Here is a 16181-nt window from a genome sequence, read left to right on the forward strand (position 1 = left end):
GTGGAAATGATTAAGAAGACTATACATAATTAATGAGAGAGAGGGAACTGACGATGAACTATAAGCAAAAGCTGATGATGCCTATATGCGCTGCCTTTTTATTGTATGGATGCAATTCAGAGGATCATTCAACGGATACGGAAAAAAGCGCGGAAGATGCGAAACCAGTACAAGGAGTACAGACTGAAGTGGATCCTCAAGCGAAGGCGGAAGTCAAAGATGCCGAGGGTAAAACATTAGGTACTGTCAATTTTTCCGCGGAAGAGAGTTCGGTCTTGATCGAGGCGGTCCTAGAAGGTTTAGAACCAGGTTATCATGGCTTCCATGTGCATGAAAATGCTTCATGTGAAGCAGACGCAAAGGAAGGTCCTTTCACTACTGCGGGGGGCCACTTTAACCCAACGGACGAAAATCACGCCAAGCATGCTGGTGATATGCTTCCTCTGTTTGCTAAAGATGATGGAACGGCCAAATATACCGCCACCTTGGATAACATGACAGTGGAGCAACTGAAGCAAGAAGAGCTGTCTGTCGTCGTACACGCAAATCCTGACAACTTTGCCAATATCCCTGACCATTACGAAGCCGATGGTGAAAAGGGACCGAATGAAGGCACGTTGAAAACGGGGGATGCCGGTGATAGGCAAGCCTGCGGGATTGTTGTTAGTGTGGATGAAAATAAATAAGCGCATGAGCCTTTTCTACGGATGAATCGCTTTAATAGGGTTGGGTTCTAAAGAGGATGAAAAAGAAAGATAGAGTGGGGCGGCCAATTTGGTCGCCCTTTACTAGTAGTCAGCGATTATGGATGAATTCGACCATACAAACCGATGATTCTACCAAACGGCACACAGAAAATTAGAATATAGCTTCAAAAATAGTCTTAAAAAAAGGTTTTTTCTATTTTGATATAGAAGTAAGGAGGAGAGGGAAGAAGAAAAACCCGAACAGAGTCAATGGTCTCCTAATTCGGGTTTGCAAGTTTTTATTCTGCTGTAGTGGTTTCTTTAATAAGTTGTAGTCGTTCTGACACTTCTTCTTCAGATAAGTTATGCTCGACCACATAGCGGTTACGAGGATGGACCCGGCATTCGTGGGAACAGCTACGTAAATGCTTGTGCTCGTTTTCTTCACTGCAAAGGATCTTCTTGTTACACTCCGGGTTCGCGCAGTTTACATAGCGTTCACATGGTTCACCAGAGTATATATCCCGGCCGACAATGACATGTTCCTTTTGATTGATTGGAACGGCGATTCTTTGATCGAATACATACATTTGCCCATCCCAAAGATCGCCTTGAACTTCAGGGTCTTTTCCGTACGTTGCGATGCCACCGTGAAGCTGGCTGACATCTTCAAAGCCTTCTTTGACAAGCCATCCAGAGAATTTCTCGCAACGGATTCCGCCTGTGCAGTACGTAAGGATTTTTTTACCTTCAAACATCTCTTTATTTTCGCGCACCCAATCCGGAAGTTCGCGGAAATTCGTGATATCGGGCTTGATTGCGCCGCGGAAGTGACCTAAATCAAATTCATAGTCATTTCGCGCATCAAGTACGACTGTATTTTCATCTTGCATTTGCTCGTAAAATTCTTTTGGGCTTAAATAATTCCCTGTCGTCTGGTTTGGATCGATGTCATCTTCCAATCGAAGCGTAACCAGTTCATTTTTTGGACGGACATGCATTTTTTTGAAAGCATGGCCATCGGCTTCATCGATTTTATAGACCATATCGGCAAAGCGGGGATCGCTTTTCATCATGTCCATGTATTTGTTTGTTTGTTCGATCGTACCTGAAACCGTACCATTAATTCCTTCTTGGGCAACTAGAATCCGGCCTTTCAGTTCAAGCTCTTTACAAGCCGCAAGATGTTCCGCGGCGAACTCCACGTGGTTCTCGATCGGTGTATAGAAGTAATACAGTAAGACTCTATATGGTTTTGTTTCCATTTTTTAATTACCACCTATGTTTTATATTTGCAAGATATAAAGGGTGATCAGTTAAGACACTTTTTCTCTTACAGACAATCATTATACCAAGAAAATATAACTTTGATAAGTGAATGATGAAAAATGAAAGGGGACGCGTTAAAGTGCTTCAAAATTTAATGGAATATCCCATCATACAAGCTCCCATGGCTGGAGGGGCGTCCACACCGAAGCTTGCTGCTACGGTAAGTAATGCAGGAGGAATAGGATTTCTCGCAGCCGGTTATAAAACTGCAGGAGAAATGGTAAGTGAAATAGAAGAGACTCTTCGGTTGACGGATCGACCTTTTGGCGTGAATGTTTTTGTCCCAAGTAAAGAGGTTGTGGATGAAGCGGTATTATTAGCCTATCGTGAAAAAATACAAAAAGAGGCGCAGAGTGTCGGGGTTTTAATTGGGCAAGCCACTACCGATGATGATGACTGGGACAGTAAAATCACCGCCTTAAAGGAACTCCGGGTCGCCATAGTGAGTTTCACGTTCGGTTGTCCTGAATCACGCATAATCAAGGAACTCCAAGAAGCGGGTTCGCTTGTTGCCATATCGGTAACGAACCTTGATGAAGCAAAAATTGCGGTTGCAGCTGGAGCGGACATTCTTTGTGCACAAGGGATCGAGGCCGGAGGACATCGAGCAAGTTTTGAAAACCAGACAGAAGGTGATCAAGGCCTTATAGAATTGATCAAGATGATAAAAAAAGAAAGTAACGTTCCGATGATTGCTGCAGGAGGATTGATGGAAGGAAAAGATATCACTGCAGTCCTTGCCGCCGGTGCAGTGGCGGCACAACTGGGCACCGCTTTTCTACGATGTCCGGAAAGTGGCGCCAGCCCTGCTCATAAGGCAGCTCTTCATGATTCCCGGTTCTCTAAAACGGCGATTACCCGAGCTTTTAGCGGTCGCCGGGCAAGAGGGTTAGTGAATCGTTTTTTAGAGGAATATGACAGGGAAGCCCCGAACGCCTATCCTCATGTACATCACATGACGAAACAAATGCGGAAGGTGGCAGGGCAGAAAGAACAACCTGAATTGATGGCTCTTTGGGCAGGTCAAGGTCACAGGCGAAGTAGAGAGCTTCCTGCTTCGCAATTGATGGAAAAACTGGTTGAGGAAATGAAAAGCGAATGAAAATGGAGATGAGAAACTTATACCCAAATGAGGTACCGCCAATGGATTTGCTGCTATTGGCAGATCCTTCAGAAGAGTTGGTGAAGGCCTATTTGGAAAGGGGAGCATGCATTGTCGCTGAACTGCACGGTCAGATAATAGGCGTGTATGTATTGCTGGAATTAACCGCTGAAGCAGTGGAGATCGTCAACGTTGCTGTTGCGGAACCATACCAAGGCAAAGGCCTAGGGAAACGATTGGTCAATCATGCGATTGATCATGCTAGATCACAGGGGTATGTCACAATTGAAATCGGTACGGGTAATTCGGGAATAGGGCAACTTGCCCTTTATCAAAAATGTGGATTTAGAATAACGACTATCGATCAAGATTTTTTCACGAGGAATTATCCGGAGGCCATATATGAAAATGGAATCCAGTGCCGAGACATGATTCGTTTATCGCAAACCATCGGGATAAAATAAGTCAACCGTGATTCATCATATATTGGTTATAGGAGGAAATTCCATGTTCTTTGGAGATGCGATTTATCTTTTATTTGCGTTCCTTATGCCCCTTTTTTTCGCTATTGTTGTGTTTATATTCATTCGGTCCACTAAAAAGCAGAATGAAACATTGATGAAAAGGGAGAAGAATCAGGGTGTATTTCATAAAGATTCATCCGGAAAATAATTGAGTGGAGAGTGTCCAAACGAGTGGGCACTCTCTTTATTCATCTTTCCAAAAATCCTTCCAACTTTTGCTTCACGGCCGGCCATTCTTCTTGAAGAATACTGTATACCATGGTGTTACGGACTCTACCATCTTTCAGTTTCCTATCTTTTCGTAACATCCCTTCTTCTATAGCCCCAAGCCTTACTATGGCCGCACGTGACTTACGGTTCAATTCATCCGTCCTGAATTCGACCCGATTCATATGCCAATTCTCAAAGGCATGCTGTAAAAGCAGGTATTTGCATTCGGTGTTGATGGCGGTTCTCCATTTGGAAGGGTGATACCAAGTCGATCCGATTTCCACTGTCTGATTGTCAAATTGGATATCCCTTAGGGAGGTGCTGCCAATGACTGAGTCAGTCAAAGAATCGATTACGACAAAGGGATAGTGTTGCTTCTTTTCCCTCGCTAGAATGCCTTCTTGTACAAAGTCTACAGCGTCTTGATGAGACAAAATCTTCGTGGCGCTCCATTCCCAGATTTCGGTGGGGAGAGAGGCTGTGTAGATCGGCTCGATATGTTTTTCCAACATGGGTACCAGTGACACGTATTTCCCGGTCAATTCAATCGGCTTCATGCTTACTCCTCCTTATACTTGATATCTTGATTATAGAGAGTATCTGGTTCTGCAATAAGGACCAGAACTGGTATAATTTATGGAACCAGTATAAAGGGGGGATTCGGTGTTCGAAATCACTTTTCATCTTAAAAGAACAAAAAATGTACCGTTATATGCTCAGCTATATGAATATTTCAAAGTGGAAATTCAGAATGGACAAATAAAGGCTGGAATGAAATTACCTTCTAAACGAAAATTAGCCGCTCACTTTGGTATTGGCTTGAATACAGTAGATACAGCCTATCAGCAGTTAATTGCGGAAGGGTATGTGGAAAGCCGTGTGAGAAAAGGATATTTTGTAGCGGATATCGATCCCATTTTTCCCATTAAGGAGCAAGTAGGAAGGGTAGGAGAGACATCACAATGTGAAACGGCCATGATAGATTTCAATCATGGCAGCGTTGATGTGGACTACTTCCCACATTCCGTATGGAAAAAGTGCCTGAATAAAACATTATATCTTCAGGAAAGAGAGTTGTTCATCAGTGGCGATCCCCAAGGGGAGCCCGGACTTCGAGAAGAAATTGCAACTTACCTATTTCAGTCAAGAGGGGTTCGTTGTGTTCCCGATCAAATCGTTTTGGGGGCAGGGACACAGTATATGATTCACCTTCTACGGCTCCTTCTTGGTAAGGAGCGTGTATTTGGGCTGGAGGACCCCGGATTCCATCGGGTAAGGGAGGTATTGAAAGTGGAGGGAGCTGAAATGAGGTTCATTCCATGTGATGAGAACGGGTTGAGTGTGGAGTCCTTAAAGGAAAGCCATGCCGATATCGCCTACGTCACACCTTCCCATCAATTCCCTTTAGGGATGATCATGCCCATTTCAAGAAGGGTGGAATTATTAAAATGGGCTAAGGAGTGCAATGGCTATATTATTGAAGATGACTATGATGGGGAATTCCGACATGAAGGTAGACCTATTCCGTCCTTGCAAGGCCTGGATGCATGTGGAAGGGTCATTTATTTAGGGACGTTCTCAAAATCGTTGATTCCTACGATTAGAGCAGGTTATATGGTCCTTCCCCCCGGGTTAACCAAGCTTTATCACGATAAATTGCAAGGATACAAACAGACCATTTCCAAAGTGGTTCAAGAAACGGTCTGTCTTTTTATGAAAGGTGGCCATTGGGAACGGCACCTGAATAGAATGAGAATACTGTACCGAAAAAAGAATCAGGTGTTACTTGCTGCCCTGGAAGAAACGTTCCCTGATGGCATTACCGTAATAGGTGAGAAGTCAGGATTGCATGTCCTACTGCAAGTTACCCTTAACAAATCTGAAACCGAACTCATTCAATCCGCTGCAAAAGTAGGGGTGAAAGTATATCCGACTTCGGTATATCATTCTAAAAAAATAAACAAACCAACTATCTTAATGGGATATGGAGGCTTATCCGAAATGGAAATCAAAGAAGGGATTTTCCTTTTGAAAAAAGCTTGGCTTTAGCTAAACAATTAAGCTCTAATATTATTTAGAATCTTAAGCAATGTCTGGAAAAATAAGTCCTGCTCTTCCTCGGAAATGCCTTCTAAGGCTTTTCCTTCAATTTTATCCGCAATCTTCATGCATTTCATATGTACTTCTTTTCCTCTGGCTGTCAGTTCAATGCGTTTTTCCTCTTCATCTTTTCCAGGTACTTGCTTGATCAAATGATTCTCTTCCATACTGTTCACGGAACGGGTAATGATGACACTACCAACATCCAAGTAATTGGATATGTCATTGATGGTTGTATATCCGCAGTTCTTTAAATAATTCAAGATGGTCCATTGGTTATGGTAAATGTTAAGGCTAGTGATTTGTTCGTTCATATTTTTTACGATTGATCTAGATAATTGTAAATGTTGATGAAATAGCTGATTTTGTTTTGTTGTCATATAATTTCTCCTTCATAATGAGCGGCCACTTCATTATAATTTATAAATGGTAAAAGTCTATGATAAAGAAAAGTGCATACGGGTCATTTTACTCGCAAGAGATTTTATCTTCAAGACATGTAAGGTAGTATCCTACCTATTCTTATACTTTGTGACTAATTGAACATAAATAAGTATCGGAAAGTGGATGGCACTTTGTATTATACGACAAACATGCGGGAATTTTAAGTGGTCTTTCAAAGCATGGGAAATTTTAATCAACTCTTTCGTGCATAAAATCAACCTAAAAAAAAAACCAGCGACCTGCTGGTTTTTTTTAGGGGTTAGATTCTTTCGCTTGAGGAACGATGCTTGGTTTCCTCTTTATTTCGTTCTTCTTCATGTTCGTATTTAATATCTTCCAGCGGCAAATCGTCAATGGGCATGACAACTTGGTCACGTTCTAGCTGTTTTTCTTGGTTTTCTTTAAAGGCTTTGGATTTATCATTCCGTTCTTCCAAGATCTTATCTTTGTCTTTGTTGTCCATTATCGATCCCTCCATCTCTTTGCTTGTCTTTTCCCTTTATTTGAGAAAATAAAACGTAGAAACGAAATATATGGGGAATTGCTTCATAAATATAGGAGAATAAGGCAAGGAGGGTGTGAGGAGTGAAGATAGCTATATTTTTTCGCTGGTTTTGGAGGCTGGCTATCCTTATCGGAATTATATTTTTAATTCCTTATTCGTGGGCGCTGATTTTCGCTTTATTGACCGCGATCATGTTAGATGGTTTAGTCAACTTTATTAGTAAAATGTTAAAGGTACCTCGCCTTTGGGGCGTAATGATAACCTTCATTATTTATGTAGGTGGAGTAATCGGCTTGATTTATTTCTTGCTTTCCGTTTTAATTAAACGAATCATTATCCATTCAGAAATACTACCTAGTTTAGTCAGGGAATTATACCTGACGGCCATTTTACCTGTCATTAGGCAATGGGAGCAGTACTCCCAAACATTGCCAGCCAATCTTATTCAGTCAATTGAACTTACGATGGAAAAAGGAGTCATGGCTCTTGAAGGGTTTACGAAGGATTTTGTCCAAGATATGGTTCAGTTCGTTACGCTCGTTCCCGCTTTTTTCATTGATTTCTTAATCTATTTAATTGCTTTGTTCTTAATCAGCTTAGAGCTTCCCATATTGAAGAAAAAGTTAATCTCTTTTCTAAAGGAATCAACATATCAGAAGATCACCATGGTTTATCAAGACTTGAGTATGGCAGCGGTCGGATTCATTAGGGCCCAAATAATATTGAGTCTATTCACGTTCTTGATGGCCTATTCGGGACTATGGATATTACATGTGAAATACACCTTTATTTTGGCCCTTTTAATTGTCATCGTAGATATTCTCCCGATATTGGGAACGGGGTCCGTTCTCGTGCCCTGGGCGATAATCGTTTGGACGCAAGGTAACCCCCACCTTGGCATTGGGTTAATTATCTTGTTCCTGGTCATTACGGTTGTCAGAAGGATCATCGAGCCCAAAATCTACTCAGCGAATATGGGGTTAACTCCATTAGCTTCCCTTGTCAGCCTTTACTTGGGATTTAAGGTACTCGGGGTAATCGGTCTTTTCCTCGGGCCTGCTTTGCTTATCGTTTATAATACCTTGAAAAAGGCGGGTGTAATCAAGCTTCATCATTTTAAAATATGAACGGACTTTAGCAATTTTTAATGGAGTTTACAGAATTGGACATATCTTTGACCGTTTTTCCTTGTCCTTTGCAGTGATTGCAGTTCCGTGAAAAAAACTGTAGATAGCGAGTTTTGCCTTTTCCCTTGCATTGCTGGCAAATGGTTATGACTTTCATCAGTCTTCACTCCTTCTTAATATAGTTTCTTTAACAGTATGAAACAAGGAAGGTCGAACTATACCTCAACCCATATAAATAGAGGGGGATTTCTTATATAATATGAAAGCTTTTTGATTCATGTACCAAAACGGAAGAGAAATCATGGGGACACCATGATGTATGGGTAGAATAAAACCCCGTCCTAATGAATAGGGCGGGGTCTTTATCAGGAAACGATTTCAGTCTGTGACATTAAGGGGAAATCTTTAACTTCGGTTACTGCTTTTATGGGTTTATAGATTTCGATATAGCTGATATGGTGGTCTTCCATTTCCTTAATCTTGAAATGGTAAGGGCCATAAGTCAGGATATCCCCCTGTTTGGCTTCGTAGTTCTCGGTAAGAATCCAGCCGCCCATCGTATCGATGTCTTCATCATTGATATCGATTCCAAGTAAATCATTGATTTCACTGACCAATACCTTCGCATCGATAATATAATGGTTTTCTTTTACTTTACGAACATCAGGCACTTCATCTAAATCGAATTCATCCCGTATGTCCCCGACGATTTCCTCAAGGATATCTTCGACGGTCACCAATCCTGATGTACCGCCATATTCGTCCATGAGGATGGCCATGTGAACACGTTCTTTTTGCATTTTTAAAAGTAAATCGTGAATGGGAATGCTATCGATGACGCGAATGATCGGACGAACATAACGGTTGATCGTCGATGTTGCCTGATTTTTTTTATCTATCATTTCAGTGAAAAGTTCCTTGATATTGACCAGCCCGATGATATGGTCCTTATCACCATCGATAACTGGATAACGAGTGAAGTTCTCCTCAGACATGATGGAGAAAAATTGTTGTATGGTATCATCTTTAGAAATCGTAGCGATTTCAGTACGAGGGACCATGATCTCCTTCGCTATGCGATCATCAAACTCAAAAATTTTATTCACATATTTAAACTCAGATTGGTTAATTTCGCCGCTTTTATAGCTTTCTGTAACAATGATTCGAAGCTCTTCTTCCGTATGAGCCAAGTCATGTTCAGAAACCGCTTTTAAACCAAACATTCTTGTTAGCACTCGTGCCGAGCCATTCAGTACCCAGATGAAAGGATACATGACTTTGTTAAAACCAATGAGCGGTTTGGCAATGAACAAGGTTACTTGCTCTGCTTTTTGAATGGCCATTGTCTTTGGCGCCAGCTCTCCTACCACCACATGAATGAAGGTAATTAAAGAAAAGGCAATCGCAATTGAAAGGATATGTGAAGCGGATTCAGGGATATTCAATTGAATGAGAAGCGGGCCTAAAATACTTTCAACAGTCGGTTCTCCAAGCCACCCAAGTCCTAAGGCGGTAACTGTAATTCCAAGTTGACACGTTGACAAGTATTCATCGAGATTGGATGTGACCATCTTTGCTGACAGGGCATTCGGCTTGCCTTCTTCAATTAATTGATCGATCCTCGTGCTTCTCACTTTAACAATCGCAAACTCCGAAGCTACAAAAAATGCTGTTAAAGCAATTAAAATGGCAATGAGTACCAAGTTTATTATGTCCAAAAAGTCTCCCTTACATCGCCTGTGAGACGAATAAGGAGTCCACCTCCTACATTTTTAAAATATACAAGTATATTTTTTTTGTCGTGCTGAAAAGTTAAATACGGGCTGGAGTTCCCTTGCCTAACTCCGGTTTTTAAATGAATAGAGTACTAGTATATGTGTTATAGCGATGGATAGACGGGAAAAAGAAGAATTTTGCAAGGAAAATACAAGCAAGATTATTTAGTACCGTACACTTTTTCGCCAGGCAAAGCCACGTCCGTCCGTCAAAACGAACATTCTTTAATGTCCCATCCCAATCACCTCAGTTTAATTGATTTAAATACTTTCATTATAGAAAGAGTTAGCCATACAGTCAAATTGCTTAAAAGACGTAAAATGGTGGATATAGCTTGTAAAAGGTTCTTTTGTTTCACTATTTGACGATTTTTGACCATTTCCTTTTCTATAACCATTATATAATGGAATATTCAGAAAATTAAAGGGCTATTCATATAAAAAAATAAAAAGCTAAGTTTCATTAATTTTTAGCATCTCCATACATAGGATATATGAATTGGACAAGATTATCCATTATAAAGGATGTGGGCTCATGATGATAATGGAAAAGATGGCCGCCATTATAGCTGGAAGTTTGCTTGTAGGCGTTGGCATCAACTTTTTTCTCATACCATACCACTTGTTGGATGGCGGCATGATCGGAATCGGCTTAATCATTCATTATTTCTTAGGGCTTCCCACTGGGTTAGGAGTGATTCTAAGTAGTATTCCCCTATATATATATGCATGGTACTACGAAAAAAAACTATTTCTCAACAGTTTACATGGCCTGCTTTTTTCTTCGTTATGCATCGATATCTTTTCCGAAGCCGTCATTGACTGGAATCTTCCCATCTATATTAGTGCCATAATCGGAGGGGGATTGATCGGGCTTGGAGTTGGGCTCATGCTTCGATATGGAACCTCGACAGGTGGGACGGATATGCTAGCGCAGATCATTTCGAGGAAAAGCGGGCTTAATGCCGGTGTGTTAATTTTCTTTATCGATGGATGTGTCCTCTTGTTTGGGTTAAGCGTAGTGGATTGGGCGGTATTTTTTTATTCCTTCTTGACCATCATTGCGGTGGCCATGCTGACTTCAGTGACCGTAATGCGGACCGCCTCTTAAAAAAATGTATATAAACCGGTTAGTTGGGAAAGATGGGGAATAAAACGGCCGAATAATCGGTTTAATAGGAAGAAGAGGGAAGTTTTCGATGAAGAAATTTTATCTATGTGCCGTATTAATGTTAGCGTTAGTTGGATGTCGGGAAACCGAAAAACCTGAAGATAAAGAAGTGAGCAATATCATTCCGGAAACGATGGAAGCTACCATAGCCGTCAAAGGAACACGGGCTCCCGGAAAAGAGGTCATTCTTGAAACGACAGTAAAAGAAGGAAGTCATCTTGTAAACGAAGCTGGCGAGGTCCTTTTTGAAGTGAGAAAATCGGGACAGGATAAGCGTGAAATGTTAGCGGCGAAGAATACGGGAAGCGGGACCTATCAGGTGATGCACACCTTTGGGAAAGAAGGGAGGTATCATGTCATTGCCCATGTAACCGCCAAAGGCCAGCATGTGATGCCGGAAAAGGAAGTTATCATTACGGACAATGAGAGTGAAGGCACAGCGGTACATCCAAGGTCGGATGTATTGATCGAGTTTCATAGCAACCCGGTGAAGGCTGGAAACAGTTCCACTTTTGAAGCTAATGTACATATGGATGGAAAGCCTTTGACTGATGCAGATGTTCATTTCGAGGTGTGGAAAGAAGGCAGTGACGAAAGTCATTTCACGAACGCAAAAGAAGAAGAAAAAGGGATATATCTAAATAACGTTTCATTTGACGAAGCAGGAACCTATAGGGTCCAAGTGCATGTGGAAAAAGAAGAAGTCCATGAACATCAGCTGCAGACATTACAGGTCAAATAATATTGGTAATATATTACTTTTGTTAAGGATTTCTCCAGAGAGGTTTTAGCCCAACCTTTAATGGGAACGTAAAGGATAAAGAATACAGCAGGAAGGGAGAGTAAGCATGAAGAATGAAATAATGAACAAGTACAAAAATCTCGGAATCCGCATTAAAAAAACGAAATCACGTCAGGAGATTTTCACGAATATTTCTCAAACTGATTCATCCTTACTCGCCTTACAGTCAACAGCGGTTTTTTCTCGATATGTTCAAAAAATGGAAATGAAAGAATGTTAATAAGAAGGAGACCGGGGAATTGCGAGCTGGTCTTTTTTTTGTGGAAAAAAGATTGAAGTATTGAAAAAGTAAGCAAGAAAGGTAGAGCTTCTTCTGAAAAATTGAATAGAAGGGATACTCCCGCAATAGGATAGAAGGACAACCGTGTCAAATTAGCCGGTAAAGGGAGTATAAAAACATGATGTCAGAGCTTATCATGAGAATACTGAATTGGTTTGCGGATATGGGGTATATAGGGATTTTATTGGGGCTGATGGTGGAAGTCATCCCTAGTGAACTTGTGCTTGGATATGGTGGCTATTTAGTCGGGTTGGGCAGAATGAATTTTCTTTTGGCAGTTATTGCAGGTGTGGTTGGAGGGACGATCGCCCAGTTATTTCTCTATTGGGCCGGTTATTATGGAGGTCGGACATTCCTTTCAAAGTATGGAAAATATATATTCATCAAAGAAAAGCATATCGCAATGGCCGAAGAATGGTTCGAGCGATATGGGGTGGGGGTGGTTTTCACGGCCCGCTTCATTCCGGTCGTCCGCCATGCCATTTCGATACCGGCTGGAATCGCTCGGATGTCCGTATGGAAATTCACTTTTTATACGGTTGCCGCGGTCATCCCTTGGACCATTGTATTCCTCTCGCTAGGACGGCTTCTAGGGGAGAATTGGCAACAGATTAGAGAACTCACTACTCCTTATTTAATTCCCGTGGCAGGTTTTTCATTTGTTTTAATCATGTTGTATATCATTTGGAAGAAAAAAAGCCCACCACCAATCGTCACAGTCAAAAAAGTGGGGCATTTCCCTAATAAGAGAACGTAAAAAAGGGGCTGTCACCAAAAGGGTAGGTAAGCCTAAAGTGAATAAATAAAGACAGGCAGAAATGTTGATTTAACAACATTTCTGCCTCTTCAATTTTGCGTTATTTTACTCGGAAAAGGACTTATGAGACATCCCCTCAGACTGTAGACAAAAGGGGGCGAATTGAAAAATTCAGAGCCCCTTTTGAAATGGTGTCTACCTCATATATATCTTTCAACAAGTCATAAATGAAAGTGAAGTCAATGGGAGCATCCATTTTACGATGGTTCGGTTTGATTTTGCTGAAAGAATCAATCATGTTTAGCCTCATCGCCTCAGGTTTTCATACTTCTATTTTAAAACAAAATACTCTAGGCAAAAGTTACAATTTTAGAGGTGAAACAAGTTGATTGGAACGGAAGGTACGAGACTCCTGCGGGAAAAGAGGTCTAGGGGAGACCCCGAAGGCGAAGCCGAGGAGGCTCCCCGACCGCCCGCGGAAAGCGAGTGCATGAAGTGGAAATCAACGTTCTAATTGTACAAAGCCATAAAAAAGACAAACTCGATTTTCCTCGAGTTTGTCTAGAGTGAGATGGCCCTGATATGAAAGGGCCATCTTTTTTAGTCTTGATCCTGTGGAAGGTTTTCCTCAAGCGTTAGTTGCTCCACCTTTTTTGTCACTTCTATAAAACGGATGGCATGTTCATCCATCTCAATTACTTTAAAGCAGAAACCGTCTTTTTCCATGACATCACCGACGACTACATCATAATTCTCGGTTAAGATCCAACCACCGATTGTATCGACATCTTCTTCATCCAGGTGAATCCCCAGTAAATCATTTACTTCCTTTACTAGAAGCTTGGAGTCCAAGATATAGTGCCCATCCTTGATTTTACGAATGGAAGGCACTTCATCGATATCGAACTCATCACGGATTTCCCCGACAATTTCCTCCAGGATATCTTCAACGGTAACGAGTCCGGATGTGCCACCATATTCATCCATCAAGATGGCCATATGAATCCGTTCTTTTTGCATTCTTAGCAATAAAGTATGAATCGGAATGTTTTCCATGACCCGAATGATCGGACGAGTATAATCTTCAATCGTTTTGGATTGGATATCACGGTTTTTGATAAGATCGGAAAAAACTTCTTTCAAATTGACCAAGCCAGTGACATGGTCTTTGTCACCTTCGACTACGGGGTAGCGTGTGTATTTTTCCATTTTGGCAACATCAACGAATCCCTGAACCGTCTCATCTTTAGAGATGGTCAGGATTTCCGTTCTTGGAACCATGATTTCTTTGGCTACACGATCATCGAAATCAAATATATTGCTTACATATTTGAATTCGGATTGATTGATTTCCCCGCTTTTATAACTATCTGACAAAATGAAACGCAATTCTTCCTCCGTATGAGCCAGTTCACTTTCAGAAGCAGCTTTGAAACCAAATAATCCAACAACAAAGCGAGACGAATGGTTCAATATCCAGATGAACGGAAAGGCAATTTTATGGAAGAAAATCAAAGGGCTGGCGATGGCCAATGCAACCTCTTCCGCCTTTTGAATGGCAACAGTTTTAGGAGCCAGTTCACCTACAACGACATTCAAGAAGGTCATCAGGGAAAATGCGATAAGAAATGACAATACACCTGTTACATTTTCTGGGATATGTAGCAATTCGAATAAAGGTTCTATCAATTTAAAGATTGTTGGTTGTCCAAGCCACCCAAGTCCTAGGGCAGTCACGGTAATGCCGAGCTGTGTTGCTGATAGGTATTCATCGAGATCCGATGTCACTTTTTTAGCTGCTAAAGCTTTTTTATTACCTTCTTCAATTAACTGATCGATTCTCGAACTTCGCACCCGAATGATGGAAAATTCGGAAGCGACGAAAAAAGCGGTTAAAGCGATTAAGATTATGACTAAGGCTAAACTAAATATGTCCAATTAGTGAGGGATTAAATCGAACCGTTCATTTTGCTAAACGGATAAATTATCCCAGTCACCTCCCAAAAACAAATATGAATGAATTGTATAATTGTTTATAAAAAAGTAAGATACAATTATTTTGCTAAAATGATTTTTCCGTACAATTATACATATCACCTCATTATAGTATAAGGAACTATAAGGGAATCAGTCAAAAATTACACACTACTTGCCTTGATATGGTGATTTTTACTTATGATTTAGTTTTTACATGTATGGTGAATGTAGTTAAGAAGTCTGTTGAATGACAAGTCAATGTGCCTTGATGCTTCAGGATGATTTCTTTACAAACAAAAAGGCCTAACCCCGTGCCCCTTTTTTTAGTTGTGATAAATGGTTCAAAGATGCTAGGGAGGACCTCGTCAGGTATCTTTGGTCCGTTATTGGAAATATTCAAGGTTAGGAAACCCGAGGATACCGAACCTGAGATGTCTATAACTGGTTGCTGCAAATCGGCTACAACATCTAGCGCATTTAAAATGATATTAAGCAATACTTGTCTGAATTCCTCTTTAGACCCCACGATCTCGGCATCCTCATCGACCTTACAGGATATGGAAGCGTTCGCTTCTAAAATGCTAGGGTATAGAAATTCCAATACTTCCTTTACTAAGGAAGCGATTGGGAATATTTCATTTTGCGAAGAATCCGTTTCCTTCTTGGAAAGATTAAGAAACTGTGTAATCCGATAATTAAGTTGGTCTAATTCTTTTGAAATGATATCCAAATACTTGATTTCAGGCTGTTCGGCTTGCAGCAATTGAACGAATCCCATTATCGAAGTGAGGGGATTCCGAAATTCATGGACAAAGCTCGATGTCATTTGGCCCAATAGTGTCAAGCGGTCTTTATGATTAGGATTAATCAGCTGATATTGCTTCGCGACCTGCTTCGTCTTCAAATCCGTGAAACTGGATAGAGCGAAATAAATGATTTTATCAAAATATGAATTCACCTGATGGATAACGGCAGATATTTCTCCTTTAACGATCTCATAATTTAGAAATTGATCGATGATGATAGACCTTCCAATCGAGGTTATAGAAAAGAAAATATCCATATTTAAATGTTGTTTGACTCGGTTAGCTGAAATTTTTTCTCCTAAATCCTTTAGCATCTCATCCATGTTAGTATCTGTATCTCTCAGTTGTTTCATCAGTGAATTTAAAATTTTTTCTATTTCTTCTTCAAAAAAGTCTATATAACCATCGGGTAAATGTTTCAAGCGCTCTTTCCATTCGGAAAGGATAGTAGTTTTATGAGAAGATAGGAAGTGAAGAGTCATTTCTCGATTCAATACCATTTTGCCCTCCATCGTGTAGGAAAATGAATTTATTTACTTTTAATGAATTAATTAGCATATACTTCCAGAATGTTATATACGTTTTT

18 protein-coding genes are annotated in these 16181 nt (G+C 40.8%); 10 read left to right on the forward strand and 8 right to left on the reverse strand.

What is annotated here, in order from left to right:
- The first annotated feature begins 53 nt into the window (after nt 1-53).
- The gene (locus tag ACIQXN_RS07065; protein ID WP_402963807.1) at nt 54-686 is read left to right on the forward strand and encodes a superoxide dismutase family protein; all 633 of its coding nucleotides are present in this window, start codon (nt 54-56) and stop codon (nt 684-686) included.
- 299 nt (nt 687-985) lie between these two features.
- Here ACIQXN_RS07065 and trhO read toward each other — a convergent pair whose 3' ends face one another.
- A complete protein-coding gene (gene trhO, locus ACIQXN_RS07070) occupies nt 986-1951 on the reverse strand; it encodes an oxygen-dependent tRNA uridine(34) hydroxylase TrhO (protein ID WP_402963810.1) in 966 nt (321 codons plus the stop codon).
- A 158-nt stretch (nt 1952-2109) separates the two neighbouring features.
- On the opposite strand from trhO, the gene ACIQXN_RS07075 reads away from it, so the two are divergent.
- The 3 genes from ACIQXN_RS07075 to ACIQXN_RS07085 are packed head-to-tail and all read left to right on the forward strand — an operon-like array spanning nt 2110 to nt 3789.
- Nucleotides 2110-3117, forward strand: coding sequence for a nitronate monooxygenase (locus tag ACIQXN_RS07075; RefSeq protein WP_402964663.1), 1008 nt, complete (start codon nt 2110-2112; stop codon nt 3115-3117).
- A gap of 2 nt (nt 3118-3119) precedes the next feature.
- On the forward strand, nt 3120-3581 hold the full coding sequence (locus ACIQXN_RS07080; protein WP_402964666.1) for a GNAT family N-acetyltransferase: 462 nt from the start codon (nt 3120-3122) through the stop codon (nt 3579-3581).
- Nucleotides 3582-3624: 43 nt separating this feature from the next.
- Complete coding sequence (locus ACIQXN_RS07085; RefSeq protein ID WP_402963813.1) at nt 3625-3789, forward strand: hypothetical protein; 165 nt, start codon at nt 3625-3627, stop codon at nt 3787-3789.
- Between the two features lie 40 nt (nt 3790-3829).
- On the opposite strand, the gene ACIQXN_RS07090 is transcribed toward ACIQXN_RS07085, so the two are convergent.
- The gene (locus ACIQXN_RS07090; protein ID WP_402963816.1) at nt 3830-4408 is read right to left on the reverse strand and encodes a GNAT family N-acetyltransferase; all 579 of its coding nucleotides are present in this window, start codon (nt 4406-4408) and stop codon (nt 3830-3832) included.
- A gap of 106 nt (nt 4409-4514) precedes the next feature.
- On the opposite strand from ACIQXN_RS07090, the gene pdxR reads away from it, so the two are divergent.
- A complete protein-coding gene (pdxR, locus tag ACIQXN_RS07095; protein ID WP_402963819.1) occupies nt 4515-5900 on the forward strand; it encodes a MocR-like pyridoxine biosynthesis transcription factor PdxR in 1386 nt (461 codons plus the stop codon).
- 8 nt (nt 5901-5908) lie between these two features.
- On the opposite strand, the gene ACIQXN_RS07100 is transcribed toward pdxR, so the two are convergent.
- Both ACIQXN_RS07100 and ACIQXN_RS07105 read right to left on the reverse strand, forming a co-directional pair.
- A complete protein-coding gene (locus ACIQXN_RS07100; RefSeq protein WP_402963822.1) occupies nt 5909-6331 on the reverse strand; it encodes a MarR family winged helix-turn-helix transcriptional regulator in 423 nt (140 codons plus the stop codon).
- Between the two features lie 323 nt (nt 6332-6654).
- Complete coding sequence (locus ACIQXN_RS07105; RefSeq protein WP_402963825.1) at nt 6655-6858, reverse strand: hypothetical protein; 204 nt, start codon at nt 6856-6858, stop codon at nt 6655-6657.
- A gap of 122 nt (nt 6859-6980) precedes the next feature.
- Here ACIQXN_RS07105 and ytvI point away from each other — a divergent pair, with 122 nt between their 5' ends.
- Nucleotides 6981-8027, forward strand: a complete 1047-nt coding sequence (gene ytvI / locus ACIQXN_RS07110; protein WP_402963828.1) for a sporulation integral membrane protein YtvI — start codon at nt 6981-6983, stop codon at nt 8025-8027.
- Between the two features lie 365 nt (nt 8028-8392).
- Here the strand turns inward: ytvI and ACIQXN_RS07115 are convergent, their stop codons facing one another.
- Nucleotides 8393-9745 carry a hemolysin family protein gene (locus ACIQXN_RS07115; protein WP_402963831.1) on the reverse strand — a complete coding sequence of 451 codons (1353 nt, stop codon included), beginning with the start codon at nt 9743-9745 and terminating at the stop codon, nt 8393-8395.
- A 592-nt stretch (nt 9746-10337) separates the two neighbouring features.
- Between ACIQXN_RS07115 and ACIQXN_RS07120 the strand changes: the two genes are divergently transcribed.
- The 4 genes from ACIQXN_RS07120 to uptA all read left to right on the forward strand — a co-directional run bounded on the left by ACIQXN_RS07120 (nt 10338) and on the right by uptA (nt 12812).
- Complete coding sequence (locus ACIQXN_RS07120) at nt 10338-10913, forward strand: YitT family protein (protein ID WP_402963834.1); 576 nt, start codon at nt 10338-10340, stop codon at nt 10911-10913.
- Nucleotides 10914-11001: 88 nt separating this feature from the next.
- Nucleotides 11002-11715, forward strand: a complete 714-nt coding sequence (locus tag ACIQXN_RS07125) for a FixH family protein (RefSeq protein WP_402963837.1) — start codon at nt 11002-11004, stop codon at nt 11713-11715.
- A gap of 106 nt (nt 11716-11821) precedes the next feature.
- The gene (locus ACIQXN_RS07130) at nt 11822-11995 is read left to right on the forward strand and encodes a hypothetical protein (protein WP_402963842.1); all 174 of its coding nucleotides are present in this window, start codon (nt 11822-11824) and stop codon (nt 11993-11995) included.
- A 181-nt stretch (nt 11996-12176) separates the two neighbouring features.
- Nucleotides 12177-12812 carry an undecaprenyl phosphate transporter UptA gene (gene uptA, locus ACIQXN_RS07135; RefSeq protein WP_402964669.1) on the forward strand — a complete coding sequence of 212 codons (636 nt, stop codon included), beginning with the start codon at nt 12177-12179 and terminating at the stop codon, nt 12810-12812.
- A 136-nt stretch (nt 12813-12948) separates the two neighbouring features.
- On the opposite strand, the gene ACIQXN_RS07140 is transcribed toward uptA, so the two are convergent.
- The 3 genes from ACIQXN_RS07140 to ACIQXN_RS07150 form a co-directional block, all read right to left on the reverse strand.
- On the reverse strand, nt 12949-13110 hold the full coding sequence (locus ACIQXN_RS07140) for a hypothetical protein (protein WP_402963845.1): 162 nt from the start codon (nt 13108-13110) through the stop codon (nt 12949-12951).
- A gap of 302 nt (nt 13111-13412) precedes the next feature.
- Complete coding sequence (locus ACIQXN_RS07145) at nt 13413-14750, reverse strand: hemolysin family protein (RefSeq protein WP_402963848.1); 1338 nt, start codon at nt 14748-14750, stop codon at nt 13413-13415.
- Nucleotides 14751-14985: 235 nt separating this feature from the next.
- The gene (locus ACIQXN_RS07150; protein ID WP_402963851.1) at nt 14986-16095 is read right to left on the reverse strand and encodes an ATP-binding protein; all 1110 of its coding nucleotides are present in this window, start codon (nt 16093-16095) and stop codon (nt 14986-14988) included.
- Nucleotides 16096-16181: the final 86 nt, after the last annotated feature.

It is taken from the genome of Peribacillus sp. NPDC097295 (assembly GCF_044761665.1).
In the GTDB taxonomy this organism is placed as follows: Bacteria; Bacillota; Bacilli; order Bacillales; family DSM-1321; genus Peribacillus.

Bases quoted from the DNA above. Each gene is read 5' to 3' on its own strand.
- ACIQXN_RS07065 (WP_402963807.1), top strand. From the start codon at position 54: ATGAACTATAAGCAAAAGCTGATGATGCCTATATGCGCTGCCTTTTTA.
- trhO (WP_402963810.1), bottom strand. From the start codon at position 1,951: ATGGAAACAAAACCATATAGAGTCTTACTGTATTACTTCTATACACCG.
- ACIQXN_RS07075 (WP_402964663.1), top strand. From the start codon at position 2,110: ATGGAATATCCCATCATACAAGCTCCCATGGCTGGAGGGGCGTCCACA.
- ACIQXN_RS07080 (WP_402964666.1), top strand. From the start codon at position 3,120: ATGGAGATGAGAAACTTATACCCAAATGAGGTACCGCCAATGGATTTG.
- ACIQXN_RS07085 (WP_402963813.1), top strand. From the start codon at position 3,625: ATGTTCTTTGGAGATGCGATTTATCTTTTATTTGCGTTCCTTATGCCC.
- ACIQXN_RS07090 (WP_402963816.1), bottom strand. From the start codon at position 4,408: ATGAAGCCGATTGAATTGACCGGGAAATACGTGTCACTGGTACCCATG.
- ACIQXN_RS07100 (WP_402963822.1), bottom strand. From the start codon at position 6,331: ATGACAACAAAACAAAATCAGCTATTTCATCAACATTTACAATTATCT.
- ACIQXN_RS07105 (WP_402963825.1), bottom strand. From the start codon at position 6,858: ATGGACAACAAAGACAAAGATAAGATCTTGGAAGAACGGAATGATAAA.
- ACIQXN_RS07120 (WP_402963834.1), top strand. From the start codon at position 10,338: ATGATGATAATGGAAAAGATGGCCGCCATTATAGCTGGAAGTTTGCTT.
- ACIQXN_RS07125 (WP_402963837.1), top strand. From the start codon at position 11,002: ATGAAGAAATTTTATCTATGTGCCGTATTAATGTTAGCGTTAGTTGGA.
- ACIQXN_RS07130 (WP_402963842.1), top strand. From the start codon at position 11,822: ATGAAGAATGAAATAATGAACAAGTACAAAAATCTCGGAATCCGCATT.
- uptA (WP_402964669.1), top strand. From the start codon at position 12,177: ATGTCAGAGCTTATCATGAGAATACTGAATTGGTTTGCGGATATGGGG.
- ACIQXN_RS07140 (WP_402963845.1), bottom strand. From the start codon at position 13,110: ATGATTGATTCTTTCAGCAAAATCAAACCGAACCATCGTAAAATGGAT.
- ACIQXN_RS07150 (WP_402963851.1), bottom strand. From the start codon at position 16,095: ATGGTATTGAATCGAGAAATGACTCTTCACTTCCTATCTTCTCATAAA.